The organism is Streptococcus mitis ATCC 6249, assembly GCF_000146585.1.
Taxonomy (GTDB): Bacteria; Bacillota; Bacilli; order Lactobacillales; family Streptococcaceae; genus Streptococcus; species Streptococcus mitis_AZ.
In genome coordinates, this window is record NZ_GL397179.1 from 44,398 (window position 1) to 61,464 (window position 17,067).

At 42.0% G+C, this 17,067-nt stretch carries 20 protein-coding genes; 16 read left to right on the top strand and 4 right to left on the bottom strand.

Translation table 11 applies throughout. The features are described 5' to 3' along the window. Positions 1–193 precede the first annotated feature (193 nt). Complete coding sequence (locus HMPREF8571_RS02250) at positions 194–910, bottom strand: GntR family transcriptional regulator (protein ID WP_001007183.1); 717 nt, start codon at positions 908–910, stop codon at positions 194–196. A gap of 321 nt (positions 911–1,231) precedes the next feature. On the opposite strand from HMPREF8571_RS02250, the gene HMPREF8571_RS02255 reads away from it, so the two are divergent. The 16 genes from HMPREF8571_RS02255 (at position 1,232) to HMPREF8571_RS02335 (ending at position 14,681) form a co-directional block, all read left to right on the top strand. Then, on the top strand, positions 1,232–3,019 hold the full coding sequence (locus tag HMPREF8571_RS02255; RefSeq protein WP_000196626.1) for a glycoside hydrolase family 35 protein: 1,788 nt from the start codon (positions 1,232–1,234) through the stop codon (positions 3,017–3,019). Next, positions 3,016–3,492, top strand: coding sequence for a PTS sugar transporter subunit IIB (locus tag HMPREF8571_RS02260; protein WP_000156956.1), 477 nt, complete (start codon positions 3,016–3,018; stop codon positions 3,490–3,492). Before HMPREF8571_RS02255 ends, HMPREF8571_RS02260 begins: the two co-directional genes overlap by 4 nt. A 26-nt stretch (positions 3,493–3,518) precedes the next feature. Continuing rightward, positions 3,519–4,424 (top strand): PTS mannose/fructose/sorbose/N-acetylgalactosamine transporter subunit IIC, encoded by a 906-nt coding sequence (locus HMPREF8571_RS02265; RefSeq protein ID WP_000616995.1) that lies wholly within the window; start codon positions 3,519–3,521, stop codon positions 4,422–4,424. Beyond that, positions 4,411–5,232 carry a PTS system mannose/fructose/sorbose family transporter subunit IID gene (locus HMPREF8571_RS02270; RefSeq protein WP_000185283.1) on the top strand — a complete coding sequence of 274 codons (822 nt, stop codon included), beginning with the start codon at positions 4,411–4,413 and terminating at the stop codon, positions 5,230–5,232. Before HMPREF8571_RS02265 ends, HMPREF8571_RS02270 begins: the two co-directional genes overlap by 14 nt. Before the next feature lie 3 nt (positions 5,233–5,235). Then, on the top strand, positions 5,236–5,640 hold the full coding sequence (locus tag HMPREF8571_RS02275; RefSeq protein WP_004239567.1) for a PTS sugar transporter subunit IIA: 405 nt from the start codon (positions 5,236–5,238) through the stop codon (positions 5,638–5,640). A 104-nt stretch (positions 5,641–5,744) separates the two neighbouring features. Next, the gene (locus tag HMPREF8571_RS02280) at positions 5,745–6,911 is read left to right on the top strand and encodes an SIS domain-containing protein (RefSeq protein WP_000936017.1); all 1,167 of its coding nucleotides are present in this window, start codon (positions 5,745–5,747) and stop codon (positions 6,909–6,911) included. Between the two features lie 10 nt (positions 6,912–6,921). Beyond that, complete coding sequence (gene lacD / locus HMPREF8571_RS02285; protein ID WP_025168418.1) at positions 6,922–7,917, top strand: tagatose-bisphosphate aldolase; 996 nt, start codon at positions 6,922–6,924, stop codon at positions 7,915–7,917. A 146-nt stretch (positions 7,918–8,063) separates the two neighbouring features. Next, positions 8,064–9,101 carry an aldose epimerase family protein gene (locus tag HMPREF8571_RS02290; protein WP_000649403.1) on the top strand — a complete coding sequence of 346 codons (1,038 nt, stop codon included), beginning with the start codon at positions 8,064–8,066 and terminating at the stop codon, positions 9,099–9,101. A gap of 110 nt (positions 9,102–9,211) precedes the next feature. Then, the gene (locus HMPREF8571_RS02295) at positions 9,212–10,066 is read left to right on the top strand and encodes a VOC family protein (protein WP_000220446.1); all 855 of its coding nucleotides are present in this window, start codon (positions 9,212–9,214) and stop codon (positions 10,064–10,066) included. A gap of 301 nt (positions 10,067–10,367) precedes the next feature. After that, positions 10,368–10,940: a hypothetical protein gene (locus HMPREF8571_RS02305; RefSeq protein WP_000381576.1), complete on the top strand. Its 573-nt coding sequence runs from the start codon at positions 10,368–10,370 to the stop codon at positions 10,938–10,940. A gap of 1 nt (position 10,941) precedes the next feature. Beyond that, complete coding sequence (locus tag HMPREF8571_RS02310; protein ID WP_001226453.1) at positions 10,942–11,610, top strand: hypothetical protein; 669 nt, start codon at positions 10,942–10,944, stop codon at positions 11,608–11,610. A 121-nt stretch (positions 11,611–11,731) separates the two neighbouring features. Continuing rightward, positions 11,732–12,403 (top strand): hypothetical protein, encoded by a 672-nt coding sequence (locus tag HMPREF8571_RS02315; protein WP_001226099.1) that lies wholly within the window; start codon positions 11,732–11,734, stop codon positions 12,401–12,403. Between the two features lie 2 nt (positions 12,404–12,405). Further along, positions 12,406–13,077, top strand: a complete 672-nt coding sequence (locus tag HMPREF8571_RS02320) for a hypothetical protein (RefSeq protein ID WP_025168419.1) — start codon at positions 12,406–12,408, stop codon at positions 13,075–13,077. A 76-nt stretch (positions 13,078–13,153) separates the two neighbouring features. Continuing rightward, positions 13,154–13,696, top strand: a complete 543-nt coding sequence (locus HMPREF8571_RS02325; protein WP_001031655.1) for a DUF3592 domain-containing protein — start codon at positions 13,154–13,156, stop codon at positions 13,694–13,696. A gap of 196 nt (positions 13,697–13,892) precedes the next feature. Beyond that, entirely contained in the window at positions 13,893–14,150 is a 258-nt protein-coding gene (locus tag HMPREF8571_RS02330; RefSeq protein WP_000185157.1) for a metal-sensitive transcriptional regulator, read from the top strand. A gap of 42 nt (positions 14,151–14,192) precedes the next feature. Then, positions 14,193–14,681, top strand: coding sequence for a prolyl-tRNA synthetase associated domain-containing protein (locus HMPREF8571_RS02335; protein ID WP_000388664.1), 489 nt, complete (start codon positions 14,193–14,195; stop codon positions 14,679–14,681). A 40-nt stretch (positions 14,682–14,721) separates the two neighbouring features. Here the strand turns inward: HMPREF8571_RS02335 and HMPREF8571_RS02340 are convergent, their stop codons facing one another. The 3 genes from HMPREF8571_RS02340 to HMPREF8571_RS02350 are packed head-to-tail and all read right to left on the bottom strand — an operon-like array spanning position 14,722 to position 16,992. Beyond that, positions 14,722–15,018, bottom strand: a complete 297-nt coding sequence (locus HMPREF8571_RS02340; RefSeq protein WP_000957131.1) for a rhodanese-like domain-containing protein — start codon at positions 15,016–15,018, stop codon at positions 14,722–14,724. Next, positions 15,008–16,663: an FAD-dependent oxidoreductase gene (locus tag HMPREF8571_RS02345; protein ID WP_000691457.1), complete on the bottom strand. Its 1,656-nt coding sequence runs from the start codon at positions 16,661–16,663 to the stop codon at positions 15,008–15,010. The genes HMPREF8571_RS02340 and HMPREF8571_RS02345 overlap by 11 nt, the downstream gene beginning before the upstream one ends. A 20-nt stretch (positions 16,664–16,683) precedes the next feature. Then, a complete protein-coding gene (locus HMPREF8571_RS02350) occupies positions 16,684–16,992 on the bottom strand; it encodes a rhodanese-like domain-containing protein (protein WP_000468875.1) in 309 nt (102 codons plus the stop codon). Positions 16,993–17,067: the final 75 nt, after the last annotated feature.

Consider the following 17,067-nt stretch of genomic DNA (forward strand, 5'->3'; position numbering starts at 1 on the left):
GGAGGAAAACATAAGATTTAGGAGAAAATTGCCAATAAAAGATAAAGATAGAAGGAAAAACGAAGCAAGTATTTAACTTGTTTTTAGTAAAAACGCTACTAATTAAATAAGAACCTTTCATGTCATTTTCATAGCTTCTTTCTCGTGCTATAATTAAATACAGAGAAAGCCTGAGCTGGGCTCAGGCTTTTTCTTAATGACCTCGGTTACATGAGATGAATTTGATTTTGTAGTAGTCTGCTCGCTTATAAGTTTCACTATAGGCAAGGACTTGGCCAGTGGCCTCAAGTTTTGTAGTCTTGGTTTGGAAGACAGTTGGGAATTGTGTATCGATTCCAAGTACAGAAGCAGCGTGCTCTGGTGTTGGAAAGGCAATCTCATTGATTTCCTCAAAATGCTCATCACTCATGTGAATGCGGTAATCCAATTTGAAACGTTTATAGATAGAACTATAATAATCAAGATTTGGATAGTTGGCATTGATATATTGTTCAGGAACATAAGATGTGTGGTAGATGTATGTAACGTCATTTGTTTGACGAATACGTTCAATCTTATAGTAGAATTGATCTCCACGTAGGCCGAGTTTCTCTAAATATTCAAGCTTGTTTCCGCGCTCGATAGAAAGGACAGTAACTTTATCGTCTTTTGTTTCAAAGATTTCAACATCTGAAAACTCAACGAGTTTGTGCTTACGTGCACGTGAAACGAAAGTTCCTTTACCTTGTTGACGGACAATATAGCCGTCTTTTGCAAGGTCATTCAAAGCACGAACAACGGTGATCGAACTAACATCGTACATCGCAATCAATTCTGCTTCTGTATAAAATTTATCTCCACTCGCAAATTGACCTGAGATGATTTTGTTTTTTAATTCATCTTTAATATATTGGTATTTTGGAATAGCCATAATTTCACCTCGATTCTCTTTCTCCAACCTTGATTTTACCACAAATACTGAGAAAATAGTAGTATTTAGGTAAAAAAAATTAAAATAATCGACTAAAGATGTTATGTTACATGTAAAAAATTTCATTTTCTAGCCTTGTGAATTATCATACATAAAAAAACGACTTTCATGCGATTTTTTGATAGTTTCGGTAAACGGTAAGTAAAAAAATAGAAAAATTTTAAAGAATTTTCTAAAACCTATTGACAAATGCAAAAGATTTGATTATATTTAATATTATAATAAATGAAAGCGCAAACTTAATTAGTCAGAGGTAGTAACATGACAAGATTTAAAATTGAGGACGATTTCTATTTAGATGGGAAACCGTTCAAGATTTTGTCCGGCGCCATTCATTATTTTAGAATTCCAGCGGAGGATTGGTATCATTCGCTCTACAACTTAAAAGCGCTTGGCTTTAATACAGTCGAGACTTATGTAGCATGGAATTTACATGAACCTGTTGAAGGGGAGTTTAATTTTGAAGGTGCTATGGATTTGGAGAGATTCCTCCAAATCGCACAGGATTTGGGTCTATACGCCATTGTGCGTCCGTCTCCATTTATCTGTGCTGAGTGGGAGTTCGGCGGTTTACCAGCTTGGCTCTTAACTAAGAACATGCGAATCCGTTCATCCGATCCGGCTTATGTTGAGGCAGTTGCTCGCTATTATGACCAATTATTACCAAGGCTTGTGCCTCGCTTGTTGGAAAATGGTGGAAACATTCTCATGATGCAAGTCGAAAATGAATATGGGTCTTATGGAGAAGATAAGTCTTATCTGAGAGCGATTCGAAAATTGATGGAAGATCGTGGAATTGATTGTCCACTCTTTACTTCAGACGGTCCTTGGAGGGCCACTCTGAAAGCTGGAACCTTGATTGAAGATGACCTCTTTGTGACAGGAAACTTCGGCTCTAAGGCTCCTTACAACTTTTCACAAATGCAAGAATTCTTTGATGAGTATGGCAAAAAATGGCCCCTCATGTGTATGGAATTCTGGGATGGCTGGTTCAACCGTTGGAAAGAACCAATCATCACGCGTGATCCAAAAGAGTTGGCAGAAGCTGTTCGAGAGGTATTGGAACAAGGCTCTATCAACCTCTACATGTTCCATGGAGGCACAAACTTTGGTTTCATGAATGGTTGCTCGGCTCGAGGAACTCTAGATTTGCCACAAGTTACATCTTACGATTATGATGCCCTTCTCGATGAAGAAGGAAATCCAACTGCTAAATACCTAGCAGTCAAGAAGATGATGGCAACGCACTTCCCAGAGTATCCACAGTTAGAACCACTTTACAAGGAAAGCATGGAAATGGAATCCATTCCACTAGTCGAAAAAGTTTCCTTGTTTGAAACCCTGGATAGCCTGGCAAGTCCAACTGAAAGCCTCTATCCAAAAGCGATGGAAGAACTTGGTCAAAGTTATGGCTACCTTCTTTATCGTACTGAAGCAAGTTGGGATGCAGAAGAGGAACGTCTCCGTATCATCGATGGACGTGACCGAGCTCAACTCTATGTAGATGGTCAATGGATTGCCACTCAATACCAGACAGAAATTGGTGAAGATATCTACTGTCAGGGAAATCGAGAAGGTTTTTCAGAGATTGACATCTTGGTCGAAAATATGGGGCGTGTTAACTACGGACATAAGTTCTTGGCAGATACGCAACGTAAAGGAATTCGTACAGGTGTCTGCAAGGATCTACACTTCATGTTAAATTGGAAACAATATCCACTTCCATTGGATAATCCTGAGAAAATTGATTTTTCAAAAGAATGGACAGAAGGACAACCGGCCTTTTACGCTTTCGACTTTACCGTTGAAGAGCCTAAGGATACCTACTTAGATTTATCTGAGTTTGGTAAGGGAGTTGCCTTTGTCAACGGGCGTCACCTAGGACGTTTCTGGAATGTCGGCCCGACCCTCTCGCTTTATATCCCTCATAGCTATCTCAAGCAAGGTGATAACCGCATCATTATCTTTGAAACTGAAGGTGAATATAAAGAAGAGATTCATTTAACTCGTAAACCTACACTAAAACACATAAAGGGGGAAAACTTATGACAATTGTAGGATGCCGTATCGATGGACGTTTGATCCACGGTCAAGTAGCCAATCTTTGGGCAGGGAAACTAAACGTTTCGCGCATTATGGTTGTAGACGATGAAGTCGTTAACAACGATATTGAAAAGAGCGGCTTGAAACTTGCTACACCACCAGGTGTAAAACTTAGTATCTTGCCAATTGAGAAAGCGGCAGCGAATATCCTTGCTGGTAAATACGATAGCCAACGTCTCTTTATCGTTGCACGTAAACCAGATCGTTTCCTTGGTTTGGTTGAAGCAGGTGTTCCGCTTGAAACACTCAATGTCGGCAATATGTCTCAAACACCAGAAACTCGCCCTATCACACGTTCTATCAACGTGGTAGATAAGGATGTGGAAGACTTCCACAAACTGGCAGAAAAAGGTGTGAAACTCACTGCTCAAATGGTTCCAAATGATCCAGTTTCAGACTTTTTGAGCTTATTAAAATAGGAAAAAATTTTTAGGAGGTCATTGTTATGATACAATGGTGGCAAATTTTACTTCTCACTTTGTACTCAGCTTATCAAATCTGTGATGAGTTGACAATCGTTTCATCTGCAGGTTCCCCTGTATTCGCTGGTTTTATTACCGGTTTGATCATGGGAGATGTGACAACTGGTTTGTTTATCGGTGGTAGCTTGCAGTTGTTCGTTCTTGGGGTTGGTACCTTCGGTGGTGCTTCTCGTATCGACGCAACTTCTGGTGCGGTTCTTGCAACAGCATTCTCTATCTCTCAAGGTATTGATACAGATCTTGCGATCACAACAATCGCTGTACCAGTAGCAGCACTTTTGACATACTTCGACGTTCTTGGACGTATGACTACTACTTTCTTTGCACACCGTATTGACGCTGCAATCGAACGCTTTGACTATAAAGGAATCGAGCGCAACTACCTACTTGGTGCAGTGCCTTGGGCTCTTTCACGTGCCCTTCCAGTATTCTTCGCCCTTGCTTTTGGTGGAGAATTCGTACAAGGTGTTGTAAACCTTGTTAAGGAATACCAATGGGTTGCAGACGGTTTGACACTTGCAGGACGTATGCTTCCAGGTCTCGGATTTGCAATCTTGCTTCGTTACCTTCCAGTTAAACGTAACCTTCACTACCTTGCAATGGGATTCGGTTTGACAGCTATGTTGACTGTTCTTTACTCATATGTAACAGGTCTTGGTGGAGCTGTTGCGGGTATCCTTGGTACTCTTCCTGCTGATGTTGCTGAAAAGATTGGCTTTGCTAACAACTTCAAAGGTTTGTCTATGATCGGTATCTCTATCGTAGGTATCTTCCTTGCAGTTGTTCACTTTAAGAACAGCCAAAAAGTAGCTGTAGCAGCACCTTCTACACCATCAGAAAGTGGGGAAATCGAAGATGACGAATTCTAATTACAAACTTACAAAAGAAGATTTTAATCAAATCAACAAACGTAGCTTGTTTACTTTCCAATTAGGTTGGAACTATGAGCGTATGCAAGCTTCTGGTTACCTTTACATGATCTTGCCTCAATTGCGTAAAATGTATGGGGATGGAACTCCTGAATTGAAAGAAATGATGAAAGTTCATACTCAATTCTTCAATACTTCTCCATTCTTCCATACCATTATCGCTGGTTTTGACCTTGCCATGGAAGAAAAAGATGGTGTAGGTTCAAAAGATGCCGTTAACGGTATCAAGACAGGTTTGATGGGACCATTTGCTCCTCTTGGAGATACAATCTTTGGTTCACTTGTACCTGCTATCATGGGATCTATCGCAGCAACTATGGCTATCGCTGGCCAACCATGGGGTATCTTCCTTTGGATCGCAGTTGCAGTTGCTTATGACATCTTCCGTTGGAAACAATTGGAATTTGCTTACAAAGAAGGGGTTAACCTTATCAACAACATGCAAAGTACTTTGACAGCTTTGATTGACGCTGCATCTGTACTTGGTGTCTTCATGATGGGGGCTCTTGTAGCAACAATGATCAACTTTGACATTTCTTACAAATTGCCAATCGGTGAAAAATTGATTGACTTCCAAGACATCTTGAACTCAATCTTCCCACGCTTGCTTCCAGCAATCTTTACTGCCTTTATCTTCTGGTTGCTTGGTAAGAAAGGTATGAACTCTACTAAAGCGATCGGTATCATTATCGTTCTTGCAGTAGGTCTTTCATTCATCGGTAAATTCTTGCTTGGAATGGGCGCATAATTTATGGTGAAATCGTTAATTTTGGTGAGTCATGGTCGTTTCTGTGAAGAACTTAAAGGTAGCACGGAAATGATCATGGGCCCACAAGACAATATTCATGCAGTGGCTCTTCTTCCAGAAGATGGTCCAGAAGAATTTACTGCAAAATTTGAAGCTGCTATCGAAGGATTGGATGATTTCCTAGTCTTTGCAGATCTTCTCGGTGGTACACCATGTAACGTGGTAAGCCGCTTGATTATGGAAGGTCGCAACGTGGAACTTTACGCAGGAATGAATCTTCCAATGGTGATTGAATTTATCAATGCTAGCCTTACAGGTGCAGATGCGGACTATAAGAGCCGTGGTGCAGAAAGCATTGTAAAAGTCAATGATTTGTTAGCGGGCTTCGATGATGACGAAGATGAATAAGATGTGACTTAGAGCATCTTATATAGAATATACATGGGAATGGGAGTCACTCCCATTCCCATATTTTCAATAGGAATGAAACAACAATAGATTAGAGGAACTCTATGCTAAATTACACAAAAGAAGAATTACTTGAACTGGGTGCAGAAATCACGACTCGTGAGATCTATCAACAGCCTGATGTATGGAAAGAAGCTTTTGAAGCCTATCAAGCGAAACGTGAAGAAATTGCAGCCTTTCTGCAAGGTATCGCTGATAGACATGACTATATCAAGGTCATCTTGACGGGTGCTGGTACTTCTGCTTATGTGGGAGATACCTTGGTGCCTTACTTTAAGGAAGTCTATGATGAACGCAAATGGAATTTCAATGCCATTGCGACAACTGATATTGTTGCCAATCCAGAAATCTATCTGAAAAAAGATGTGGCAACTGTCCTTGTATCCTTTGCTCGTAGCGGGAATTCACCTGAAAGTGTGGCAACAGTTGATTTGGCCAAAGCCTTGGTGGATGACCTCTATCAAGTGACCATTACATGTGCTGCAGATGGGGAATTGGCTCTTCAAGCCCATGGCGATGACCGCAATCTCTTGCTCTTGCAACCAGCTGCCTCTAATGACGCTGGATTTGCTATGACTTCTAGCTTTACGTCCATGATGCTAACAGCTCTCTTGGTTTTTGATCCTACAGAATTTGCTGTTAAAGCTGAACGTTTTGGAGTTATTTCTAGTCTTACCCGTAAAGTTCTAGACAATGCAGCAGATGTCAAAGAGCTGGTTGACCTCGACTTTAACCGTGTTATCTACCTAGGTGCTGGTCCTTTCTTTGGACTTGCTCATGAAGCTCAGCTCAAGATTTTGGAATTAACAGCTGGTCAAGTAGCGACTATGTATGAAAGTCCAGTTGGCTTCCGTCACGGTCCAAAATCACTGATCAACGAAGATACAGTTGTTTTGGTCTTTGGTACAACGACAGACTACACTCGCAAGTACGACTTGGACTTGGTTCGTGAAGTGGCTGGTGATAAGATTGCTCGTCGTGTTGTGCTTTTGAGTGATCAAGCCTTTGGTCTTGAAAATGTCAAAGAAGTGGCTCTTGGCTGTGGTGGAGTCTTGAACGATATTTACCGTGTCTTCCCTTACATCATTTATGCCCAACTCTTTGCCCTTTTGACTTCGCTTAAGGTCGAAAACAAACCAGATACACCGTCTCCTACAGGTACAGTAAACCGTGTGGTACAAGGTGTTATCATTCATGACTATCAAAAATAAGGAAGTGTCTATGAGTAAATTACAATTAAGTCCTAATAAAGTAGCTTGCTTGCAAAAACTCTCTGACGAGAACGGCATTATCTCAGCTCTTGCCTTTGACCAACGTGGTGCTTTGAAACGCCTCATGGCTCAATACCAAACAGAAGAGCCAACAGTTGCTCAAATGGAAGAACTTAAAGTATTGGTTGCAGATGAATTGACAAAATACGCATCCTCTATGCTCCTTGACCCTGAGTATGGTCTTCCAGCTACAAAAGCGCTTGATGCCAATGCTGGACTTCTCCTTGCTTATGAGAAAACTGGCTACGACACAACAAGCACCAAACGCTTGCCTGACTGCTTGGATGTTTGGTCTGCAAAACGCATCAAGGAACAAGGTGCAGATGCTGTTAAGTTCTTGCTTTACTATGACGTAGACAGCTCTGACGAACTCAACCAAGAAAAACAAGCCTACATCGAACGTATTGGTTCTGAGTGTGTGGCGGAAGACATTCCATTCTTCCTTGAAATTCTTGCTTACGATGAAAAGATTGCGGATGCAGGTTCTGCAGAATACGCAAAAGTGAAACCACACAAGGTTATAGGTGCCATGAAGGTCTTCTCAGACCCAAGCTTCAACATCGATGTCTTGAAAGTGGAAGTTCCAGTCAATGTTAATTACGTTGAAGGCTTTGGCGATGGTGAAATCGTGCATACACGCGAAGAAGCAGCAGCCTTCTTCAAAGCACAAGATGAAGCAACAAATCTTCCATACATCTACTTGAGTGCGGGTGTATCAGCCAAACTCTTCCAAGAAACACTTGTCTTTGCTCACGAATCAGGCGCAAACTTCAACGGAGTTCTTTGCGGCCGTGCTACATGGGCTGGATCAGTTGAAGCCTACATCAAAGACGGTGAAGCGGCAGCTCGTGAGTGGTTGCGTACAACAGGATTTGAGAACATTGACGAACTCAACAAGGTTCTTCAAACAACAGCGACTTCATGGAAAGAACGTGTGGAAGCATAAAACAAGTATAGAAGAATCCCTTTTTGTTAAGAAAATACTCAAGTTTTTCTGACAAAGGATTCTGAAAATAGAAACTACAACCATAGATGGTGCATACACTTTCTATGGTTTGTTTACTTAATAGAAATAGAAAAAAGGAGATGAAAATGAAAGCATACACAGAGCGTGTATTTGGAAATCATGAGGGCAAGGATGTCTTGGCCTATCGCTTTGAGACTGATAGTGGCTACCAACTAGAAATTATGACCTATGGTGCGACCATCTTGCGCTATGTCACCCCTGACAAGGCTGGGAATTTTGCCAATGTAATTTTGGGTTTTGATGATTTTGCTAACTATGTAGGCAATAGTCCCAAGCATGGAACAAGTGTAGGTCCTGTAGCGGGCCGTATTGCAGGTGCGACATTTGAGCTCAATGGTAAGACCTACAATCTTGAAGTCAATAATGCTAGCAACTGTAACCACAGTGGCTCAACAGGTTGGGATTCAAGCTTGTTTGAATTAACTGAGGTGAGCGACCATGGTTTGACCCTCTACACAGAGCGTACAGACGGGACAGGAGGATTCCCTGGCAATCTCAAGATCTGGATCAGCTATCACTTGGAAGAAAGTGGTGCTTACGAAGTCAGCTATAAGGTGACGACAGATCAGGATACGCTGGTTAATCCAACTAATCACAGCTACTTCAACTTGTCTGGTGATTTCACGCAGACCGTTGACCGCCATGTCTTCCAACTAAATACGGAGGGCATTTACCCAATCGCTCCTGACGGTGTTCCAGCTAAGACTCCAGATGCTAATCGTGATGTAGTCAAACACATCTATAATGGAGCTTTGTTGAAGGACATCTTTGCAGAGGAAGATGAGCAAATCCAGTTGGTATCTGGTTTGGATCACCCATTTGCTCTTCCTGCCGGTCATGACAATGCTGGTTTCCTTTATGACCAAAACTCAGGTCGCTTCCTGCTGTTCAAGACAGAGGCCCCTTGCTTTGTGGTCTACACAGCAAACTTTGTGGATGAGAGTGTGCTCATCGGAGGCCAACCAATGTTACAGCACAATGGGATTGCCCTTGAAGCGCAAGCTTTACCAGATGCCATTCATAGCGACCTCAAAGACCAAGTCATTCTCAAAGCAGGGGAAACTTTCACTAGCAAAACTCGCTACGAGCTTGTTGTAAAATAAAAAGAAGAGCTGGTTTCCAGCTCTTTTGAGTTGTCTTCGTTGACATTTTATCTCAATAGTGTATAATTGATGTAATTAACAAAGTTACAACAAACAAAAGGAGACACCCTATGACTTATGCATACCAAAGCCACATTTACCTAGCAGAGGCGGTTTTAAATGTCAAGGATTTGACGAGTCAAACGGCTTTTTATCACCAGATTATTGGCTTGGAGATTTTATCTCAAACAGAGACTGAAGCGATTTTGGGACTTGGCAGAAAAGCCTTGGTCCACTTGATTCAGGCAGAAAAAGCTGGGGAAGTAAGGGAGCATTATGGGCTCTACCATCTGGCGATTTTGTTGCCAACAAGAAAAGCCTTGGCAGATGTCCTGAAACACTTAAGTGATTTGCGCATTCCTCTGGTCGGAGGAGCGGATCATGGATACAGTGAGGCCCTTTATCTGGAAGATTTGGAAGGAAATGGCATTGAACTCTACCGTGATAAACCAGTTTCTTCATGGGATATTCGAGAAGATGGTCGCATTATCGGTGTGACTGAGGCTCTTGCGGCACAGGACATTTATGAGTTAGGGGAAAAGGTAGATCCCTTTATCCTAGCTGAAGGGACGAGAATGGGGCATATCCATCTATCGGTTAAGGATAGCCGCGCGGCGAGTCAGTTTTATCAAAAGGTGTTAGGGTTAGAGGATAAATTTAGCATCCCTAGTGCTAGTTGGATTGCAGCTGGGGACTACCACCATCACTTAGCAGTCAATGAATGGGGAGGAAAAAATCTGGCTCCACGTAAGGCAGGCATGCCTGGCTTGGCCTACTACGTCCTTGAGGTCGAAAGCAAGGAAGAACTCTTAGCCATCGTTCAGCAAGCACAAGAGGAAGAAGCTCCGATTAAGTGGGTAAATTCGAGTGAGTTGAATCTTGTAGACCCAGATGGGATTGTGACTCGCATTCGCTTGGCACGATGAGATGTGAAAAACACATCATATACATAGAAAAAGGCGGACAAGCTCGCATTCTGTTTTTAGAATGCGAACTTGTTCGCTTTTTTATGAAATGACGAAACCTTTCTTGGATCTAGCAATGGTATCTGCCGGGGATATTTTCCCTTTTCTGGGGGTTCATGCTATAATACTAATAAACTTTTCTTTCTCTAGGAAGGCAAATGCCGAAAAAGCTAGAATGCTGGCAATCGTTGTCACGATGCTTTTAAGAGAAAGTAGGACTCTGTTTGAACATCCGTATTGAGTTTAGGAGACGGGAAATAAGATGGACACAAGTGTAAAAAATTTAATCAGTATGGGGCCTCTGGAGGATTCTTTTATCTATTATGATCTGAAGAATCAAGTATTCTACAGCGTAAAACAAGGCATGAATTATTCAGCTATTGCAGCCCCTATTGCAATCTATTCCTTCCAACGGCTGTCAAAGTTGCTCAACCAAACCTTTGGAGATGTCTCATCCCCTCTTAATCTAATCTTCTTTATCCTGATGTCTCTGTTTTTGGTTTTCGGGACCATTCTCCTTGCCAAATCTACCCGACGCAACATGAAGACAGATAGATTTAGAAAAGTTCGGTTGACAAAAGCCAATATCAAAACACTTAGGAGAAAATCTAGGGCGTTGACAGTAGTTGGCTACATTTTTGTTTTAATAACGATTTTTTCAGCCTATCGTTATCTGGCTGTTTCTGATTTTCAATTTTTAATTATGTACATGTTAGGGATTGGTATTCTTACATATATAGTTTATGATTTTCGGATGAAAACGCGCAAACGACTGTTCAAAGAGCTGATGGAGATATTACAGGACGATAGCCGAGGAAAAGAGGGAGAAATGTGAGATGAGAAAAATCATTTATATAGGCCAAGGAAACCAGCAATCCGTCTACTATAATACAAGGACGAGAGAGGCTTTAGCGACAGAATCTAGTACCTCGTCAGAAACCGACGGTGCCATCAGTTCAAAGAAATCCAAGTGGCCTTGGCTTCTCTTCTTTGCTTTCTTGCTAGTTGCTATCATCAGTATTTGGATTCGTTCCTTGATAGCGCCTTTTAAATTGAGTGAGTGGATGATTCCGATCCATCTAGCCGCTATCCTTTTCGTTTTTATCGGAAGTGTTTATGGATTTGAAAAACTGTTCTACAGTGGGGCTAAGTCGCTTATCCCAGCAAGTGAAGAACAGTTTAAAGAAGCAGTTGAAAGTAGTAAATTTTGGAAAAAATCTCCGGATAAGGAACCAACAGTCGATAAAATCATCTTGTATCTATTTGTTATCCTCGTTCTTCTATTTGTTTTTGTTATTGTTGTGTTCTTTGCCATACCTGGGACCTTCATTCCCTACTATGAACATGAATGGTTTGAGCCGTCCATGTTCATGGTGCCCATCGGAGCAACGATCGTCCCAATTAGTGTCGTACTGCTCTTGTTCCAAAACAACCCTATCCGCTGGCTCTTAGCCGTACGAAAATACAAGCAGGGGAAAGTATTATTTAGGGAAGAGAAGAACTAGAAACACGAGAGAAACGCTATTACCATTACCAGTGGTTGGTGATGGTGATGTTTTATCAACAACCTATGATAAAATTGAAGTTTCTGATTATAGTGATTAGTGAAAACTGTGGTGATTTTATATGAGAAAAATAATTTTTATTGGACAGAGCGGTGATAAGGCCGTTTACTATAATACGCGAACAAAAGAGGCTCTTGTAGCAGATAAGAGTGCCTTGTTAAATACAGAAGGGGCTAGGAGATCGAATAGGGGGATTGCTCCTTTAATTGCTATATTCTCTTTGTTAGGTTTACTCGGAGGATTTGTTGCAATACCAATTTTCTCAGGCCTTCGTTATAATAGTGGGATGGTTCCTATTTTTATTCTTTGTCTTTCCTTTATCCTATTTGGATTTATATGGATGATGGAAGTCGCCTTATATAAAGGAGTGAAACGAGTCCAAGGAGCAACAAAGAAAGAGTTTAAAGAAGCAGTTTATTCAAATTTGTTCTGGGAAAATTTTAGTGAGAAAAAAGCGACGTTTGCGAAAATGTTGGCTTTTATGATTGTCATGCTACTAGTTTTTATGACTACTATAGTAATATTTGCTGCTGCAATTCCGGGCACTATTGACTCATTCAATAAGCAAGAGGCATTTGATATACAAATCTTTTTCTCGCCTTTAGCAGGTCTCTTTCCTGCCTTGTTGTACCTTTTCTTATTCCAAAACAACCCTATCCGCTGGTTCTTAGCTGTGCGAAAATATGAACAGGGGAAAGTGATATTTAATGAAGAAATAGAAAAGAGAGGATGATAATGTCACAAGAGAGATATTTGCAGATCAAAAAAGAGCATCAAGTTCGTAAGTTTGTGGGGCGTTTCCTCTTCATTCTTCTCGCTATACTCGATGTTCTACTGGTATCAAGTCATTCCAATTATGTCCCGCTTGTAACGGTGGCTATGGTAACGATTGTGCCTTTTAATCATTTTCTACTTGGTCCTCTTAGGAGACAGAAAAAAGCTATAGAAAAAGAGCACCCGGAATGGAAAGAACTCAGTACAAAGGGAGTAAAAGTTCCTTCAGCAGAAGCCAATAAAAGAACCTTGGCTGGTATTGGGATCTTGATGGCCTTGCTGTTGTCTTTTGGGCTATTCTATAAACCTGTGAAACAGCCGAACGTAAAGGTGAACCAAGTAGACAAGCTGCCTAAGCTTGATTCTAAAGCTCCTGAAAAGTCTAGGTCTTCGGAGTCTGAGTCATCTAGCTCCTCTAAGACCAAAGAATCCAGTTCCTCAGAGTCGAAATCCTCGTCTTCGACTGAACAAAGTTCTAAGACCGAAAGTTCAGGAACAAAACCCTCAAAAAGCGAGTCCAATAATTCTTATTATCAGATTCCAGGGCTTACTGACGAACAGGTGAGAGATATCGTATCGAAATCTGTGAAAGATTTGAAAGAACAAGAGTCAAAAGAAAAATCCGAAGAGTAGACTCGAGGACATCGATGTCCTTTCTGGATGAGTTAGTTTTAAGATTTTACTGTATAAAATAACAGGAGGAGTTCATATGAATAAAGAAGTGATTGGTTTGATAGTTGGGACCATCGTCATCTTCCTATCTTTTGTATTTGTATGTGGGACCTTTCTCTACCTCTATCTTCGAGATCAGAAGTTGGTCCGCCTTGCTCAGTCATCCGTACAGGGAACAGTTATCGGCTATAGGCGTTTTCGTGAGGGATATCCACCTATCGTTGAATACACGGTGGATGGGATTACTTATAAGAAAACCTCGCAGTATTTTATGATCAAAACGGTCACGACTCCGTGGGGTCCTACTAAGGTTTCAAATGATTATACAAGGGAAGAAATGCTGGCGCCATCCATCACTCGCTACAGCAACTCCTTTGTTTCCTTTGATAGTTTGATGCAGACTCATTTCCCCCTTTATTCGGAGCTAACGGTCTGGTATGATCCAGACAAGCCGACCAGGGCCTATGTCGAACGTTATTGCGGGATGGACAAGTTTTACAAGTGGTTCGGTATCGGATTTGGACTGGCCCTAGTCCTGGTCTATGGGATAGTAATCCTAGCCTTTTTGTCCAAGATATAAGGCATAACTAATCGGAAACTTGATGTCCCGATCGTACTTCAAGGAGAACAGTCTTTGTTCTCCTTTTTCGTGTTCAATAATCTTTTCTATCCAATACAAAGAAAAGGTTGCCTCCTATAAAGACAGATAGGATGAGAATTTTGACAAAGAACCTTATTCGAGATATAATGAAGAAAAAGTGACCAAGGATAAATCAATGACAAACTCAAAGTATATAACACGCCTGAAACGTTCAGAGGGCCAGTTGCGTGGGATTCAAAAAATGATCGATGAAGATCGTGACTGCGCAGATATCATTACCCAGTTGACCGCGGTGCGCTCCAGTGTTGAGCGCGTGATTGAGATGATGATTACCGAAAATCTCACTGCTTGCATCAACCAACCGCTAGAGGACCCTGAGGCTCAAAAGGAACGCTTGGAAAAGGCTGTTCAGTACCTAATCAAACGAAAATAACCCACTTTTGGGGACTATCAAGTTGATAAAGGAGGCTAGAAGATGGAAGCATACGAAAAAGTGGTAGAAATATTAAATGGACTAGATATCCCCTTTGAAATCGTGGAGCACGAACCAGCCTTGACAACTGAGCAGGCAGACAGTTTTATCGAGGGTATCGAAGGTGTTCGTACCAAAACCATGTTTCTCACCAACAAAAAGAAAACAGCCTACTATCTGCTAATCATGGATGATCAAAAACGTCTGGATATGGACCTCTTGAAAGAACTAATAGGAGCTAATAGAATTCGGATGGCCTCGTCTGAGAGCTTGTTTGAAAAAATGAGCTTGCCCGCAGGAGTTGTTTCGCCTTTTGGCTTGCTCAATAATACCGACAAGGACATTCAAGTTTATTTCGACAAAGAAATCATGTCGGAAAAACGGATGAGTTTCCACCCCAATACAAACGAGAAAACCCTCTTTTTGGATACCGTAGATTTGCTTCGTTTTTTAGAAGCGCTTGGTTACGAGTCCCATATCATTGAGTTGTAAAAACGAAAAAACCGATTAAGGAACTTAATCGGTTTTTTGCTTATTCTACTTGACCGGGCCAAGCATTCATACCACCTTCTACATTGGTAACGGTGAGGCCCTGGGCGCTGAGAAATTGACAGGCAGAGGCAGAACGCACTCCACCTTGACAGATGACATGGTATTCATGGTCAGGTTTGAGTTCTTTGTAGCCTTGCTCCAAGGTACTTAACGGAAGATTTTTGGCACCTGGTGCATGTCCTGCTTGGAATTCATGTACTTCACGGACATCGATAAGATCTAGATTTTCATGTTGATATTTTTCATAAAAGTCAGCCATGCTGATATTAGTTAGCATATTCTACTCCTTCTGGCTTAGCCATTTTGTATAGTGAATAAGCGCCGTCAAGGTTTTGGACGGTAAATCCTGCTTGCTTGAGGATACGCTCTGCGATATAGCTGCGTAAACCACTGTGGCAGCTAACGATGTAGGCTTGGTTCTTGTCTAGTTCATCCAAGCGTTCTCGTAGTTCGTTTAGGGGGATGTGGATGGTGTCAACCTTAAGTCGACCACTTTGGAATTCGCCACTTGTCCGTACATCAAGGAATTTTTTTCCCTTGGCCAGTTCGTCTTCGAGCTGGTACCATTGAACGTTGTCGCTGAGACCTTCGATAAGGTTCAAGGCTGCGTAGCCCAGCATATTGACGGGATCCTTGGCAGATCCAAAAGGTGGCGCATAGGTAAACTCTAACTCTGGTAAGTCAAAGACGGTGAGATTTCCCTTGATAGCAGTTGCTAGGATATCAATTCGCTTGTCAACACCTTTCTTCCCAACTCCTTGGGCACCATAGATTTTTCCAGTGTTTGGTTCGAAGAGGAGCTTCAAGGTCATATCAGTAGCGCCAGGATAATAACCGGCGTGGTCTTTTCCACTGACATGAAGTGCCTTGTAAGGAAGTTGATTCATGCTAAGGATACGCTCGCTGAGACCAGTCGAAGCAGCTGTCATATTAAAGGCACGAACGATCGCAGTGCCGATACTGCCCTTGTTTGTATGACCAAGTCCTGCGATGACGTCCGCAACTTGGCGTCCTTGACGATTGGCAGGAGAAGCAAGAGAGATGAGAGCGTCTTGGTCCGTAATCTCTTGCTTGACGACGATGGCATCCCCAACTGCAAAAATATCTTTTTGACTGGTTTCATAATGTTCATCGACCAGAATTCCACCACGAAGTCCCAGGTCAATCCCCGCAGTTTTGGCCAGTCCGTTTTCAGGTTCAACACCGACAGAAAGGATGGTGAGGTCAGAAGTGATCTTTTGACCGTTTTCGAGAACGATGATTTTTCCTTGGTCTTCAAATCGAGTCGCAGACTGAGAAGTGATAACGCGAACACCGTTTGCCAGCAATTCTGCTTGGACAAAGGCCGCCATTTCGTGATCTAATGGTGGCAAGACATGGGGTGCTTTCTCAACGATAGTAACTTGCAATCCACGTTTCGCCAGGTTTTCAGCCATTTCAAGCCCGATAAAGCCTGCACCGATAACGACAGCTTCTTTTGGATGATTGTCCAAGGCTGCCATAATTTCATCAAGATCGGGAACATTGCGGAGCGTGTAGGCATTCTTAGCTTCTGCCACACCTTCAATGGTAGGAACAAATGGTTTAGCTCCTGGGGAGAGGATCAACTTGTCGTAGCTTTCTGTGAATTCCTGTCCATCATGGCGTACGGTCACAGTGTGTTCTGCTGGCGAAATGCTGATGACCTCGTGAAATGGTCGCACATCCAGATTAAAGCGTGCTTTGAGACTTTCAGGAGTTTGGACCAATAAACTATCACGGTTTGCAATCTCTCCTGAAACATAGTAAGGAAGTCCGCAGTTTGCAAAGGAAACAAAGGGACCTTTCTCAAAAATAGTGATTTCAGCGTCTTCCATGAGACGTCTGAGGCGGGTTGCTGTTGACATACCGCCTGCAACTCCCCCGACAATGATAATTTTCATTGATTTTCTCCTTTATGCTTCTAGATGACCTTACCTGTCCAAGCGCTCATACCGCCTCGGACATTGATGACATCGTAGCCTTTTTTCTTTAGCTTCTTCGCAGCTAGTTTGCTACGCACACCAGAATGACAAATGACATAGAGTGTTTCTTTTGTCGCTGGTGTATAAGATCCGATTTCGGATAGAGGGACATTCTTGGCATTTTTGATATGACCTCTATGGAATTCCGTAGGTGTCCGAACATCCAATAGCTGAATCGGTTCTCTGAGTTTAGCTTCTAACTCGCTGGTCGAAATACTGTCAATTTTTGTAAATAATAAGTGAAACATAGGCACCTCCAAATATACCCTTATGGGGTATATTAAACCATGAAGTTAAGCTTTTGTCAAGCAAGTTGTTTTGAC